3 protein-coding genes are annotated in these 2,883 nt (G+C 67.0%); 2 read left to right on the forward strand and 1 reads right to left on the reverse strand.

Annotation, left to right across the window (positions count from 1 at the left end):
• Together argH and ACXJKR_RS28845 are read left to right on the forward strand one after the other, a co-directional pair.
• On the forward strand, nucleotides 1–800 hold an 800-nt coding region (gene argH / locus ACXJKR_RS28840; protein ID WP_457325764.1), incomplete at its 5' end, for an argininosuccinate lyase.
• A 43-nt stretch (nucleotides 801–843) separates the two neighbouring features.
• Nucleotides 844–1,317, forward strand: coding sequence for a hemerythrin domain-containing protein (locus ACXJKR_RS28845; protein ID WP_457325765.1), 474 nt, complete (start codon nucleotides 844–846; stop codon nucleotides 1,315–1,317).
• A gap of 233 nt (nucleotides 1,318–1,550) precedes the next feature.
• Here ACXJKR_RS28845 and ACXJKR_RS28850 read toward each other — a convergent pair.
• On the reverse strand, nucleotides 1,551–2,883 hold a 1,333-nt coding region (locus tag ACXJKR_RS28850; RefSeq protein WP_457325766.1), incomplete at its 5' end, for a M3 family metallopeptidase.

The following is a 2,883-nucleotide window of genomic DNA, read 5'->3' on the forward strand; positions in this document are numbered from 1 at the left end:
GCCTGCCGCTGGGCGCGGCCGCGCTGGCCGGCACCAGCTATCCACTGGACCGCGAGCGCGTCGCGAAGACGCTGGGCATGGAGGGCGTGTGCCAGAACAGCCTGGATGCGGTGAGCGACCGTGACTTCGCGATCGAGTTCTCGTCGGCCGCCACGCTGGTGATGCTGCACATCTCGCGGCTGTCCGAGGAGCTGATCCTGTGGATGAGCCAGAACTTCGGCTTCATCGCCCTGCCCGACGCCTTCTGCACCGGCTCGTCGATCATGCCGCAGAAGAAGAACCCCGACGTGCCCGAACTGGCGCGCGGCAAGACGGGCCGCGTTGTCGGCCACCTCGTCGGCCTCGTCACGCTGATGAAGGGCCAGCCCCTGGCCTACAACAAGGACAACCAGGARGACAAGGARCCSYTGTTCGACACGGTCGACACCCTGAAGGACACGCTGCGCATCTTTGCCGACATGCTGGCAGGCCTGACCGTCAAGCCCGAAGCCATGCGCGCCGCGGCGCTGAAGGGCCATGCGACCGCGACCGACCTGGCCGACTACCTCGTCAAGAAGGGCGTGGCCTTCCGCGATGCGCACGAGGTGGTCGCCCATGCCGTCAAGACGGCGACGGCCAAGGGCGTGGACCTGGCCGCGCTGTCGCTGGACGAGCTGAAGGCCTTCGACGCGCGCATCGAAGCCGATGTGTTCGAGGTGCTGTCGCTGGAAGGTTCGCTGAACGCGCGCAATGTGCTCGGTGGCACCGCGCCGGCCCAGGTGCGCGCCCAGGTGGCCCGCCACCGCGCGCGGCTGGTTTGAGCTGGCTCAACACGCCCTTGTCGCGCCTCACTAGCATCCCCGCATGACTACGCTTGCCTGGACCGACAAACTGGTCCTGAACCAGCCTACGCTGGACACGACCCACGAAGAGTTCGTCGGCCTGCTGAACGCCTTCGGCGCCGCACTGGACGCCGGCATCGACGCCCTGCCCGCCTACCACGCGCTGTTGGCTCACACCGAGGCTCACTTCGCGATGGAGGAGGACTGGATGGCGCGCTGCGGCTTCGAGGCGCAGAACTGCCATGCCAGCCAGCACGCCATGGTGCTGAACGTGATGCGCGAGGCGCTGCGCTATGCCAATGAGCTGGACGACCGCGAACCGCTGAACATCCTGCGCACGGAGCTGGCCGGCTGGTTCCCGCAGCATGCCGAGATGATGGATGCGGCCCTGGTCTTCACGATGGCGCAGCGCGGCTTCGATCCGGCAACAGGGGAATGCCGCGAAGCCGCCGAAGCGGCCGCGAGCCATAGCTGTGGCTCGGGCGGCTGCGCCTGAGGGGGCCTGGGCGGCTGTGGGAGTGGCCCGCGTTGGGCCTGGCCGCGGCGCAGGCAAGGCGCGAGGACGACGTGGGCTCGCGCCCACGAGGATCGAGCAACGCAGCCTGCGTCGCGGCCAGGCGCAACCCGAAGGGCTGAAACGAGTTGCGCATCCTGATTCGCTGACAGCGTCCAAGCGTTGGCCGCAACTCGTCTCAGCGCGGGCTGCTACCGCGGCTGCCCAGGCTCCCTTTACTTCTTCAGATAGTCGAAAAACGCCTGCGAATTGGACTCGCGGCCGAGGAAGTCCTTGACCAGCTCGGGCGCCGGCTTCTGCGCGCCCTGGCCCAGCACCAGGTCGCGGTAGCGCTTGCCGACTTCGGGGCTCAGCTTGTCGGCCGTAAACGCCGTGCGCAGGTCCATGGCGACCACCAGGCTCCACAAATAGCCGTAGTACCCGGCGCCATAGCTGCCGGCGATATGGGCAAAGCCGGCCGGGAACATCGTGCCCTGCACGTGGCCCAGCGGCGTGGCGCCTTCCATCTTGGCCCACAGCGGCATGGGTTCGGGCTTGGCTTGCTGGTGCAGCGTGATGTCGTAGCTGGCATACAGATGCTGGCGGCCGAACTGGCCACCCTTGCCGTAGTGCTTGGCGGCCTCGGCCTGGTCCACCATCGCGTCCGGCACGGGCTTGCAGGTCGGGCAGACCTCCTGCATCAGCTTCAGCACCTTCTTGTCATAGACCCAGTCCTCCAGCATCTGCKACGGCGCCTCGACGAAGTCATGCATGACGCTGGTGCCCGCAGTAGCCGCATAGCGCGTGTTGGACAGGTTCACATGCACCGCATGGCCCAGCTCGTGCAGCAGGGTCTCGACCTCGTCCAGCGTCAGGCCGTTGCGGTCGAAGTTGACGACGAGCGCCGCCACCGGCGTGCGGCCAATGCGCGTCGCGCTGCCGCGCAGCGGCCAGACGGCCGCGTGGTTGTACTTGCCGTCGCGCGGGTAGAGGTCGACGTAGAGCTGCGCGATGGGCTTGCCCGAAGCGGCGTCGCTGACGACATAGGTCTGGGCCTCGTCCTGCCAGAGCTTGTTGTCGATGCGCTGGTACTTCACGCCCATCAATTTCTCGATGATGTGCATCGAGAACTCCAGGCTGGCCTGGGGCGGGAAGTAGGGGCGGAAGGCGTTCTGATCGACGCTGAACTTCTGCAGCTTGACGCGCTCGCTGTAGAAGGTGGCGTCCCAGCGCTCGACCTTGGTCTGCTCCAGCGAAGTGCCCAGGTGCTTGGCCTTGTCAGCACGCAGCTCCTGCAGCTCCGTGTTCTCACGCGCGTTGACGGCGCCGGTCACGGAATCGAGGAAGCGCGTCGCCGTCGCGCCATCCTTGGCCATCTGGCGGCGCAGGTTGAAATCGACATAGTTGTCGAAGCCGAACAGCTTGGCGTACTCGCCGCGCAGCGTGACAATCTGCGTCAGCAGGTCGAGGTTGCCCTGGCCGCCCTCGTTGACCTTGGCCAGCCACATGCGCTGGCGCGCCTCGCCGCTCTCGGCGCTGCGCATGACCGGCACGTAGCTCGGGTAGTCC

The sequence above is a fragment of the Roseateles sp. P5_E11 genome, from assembly GCF_054049355.1.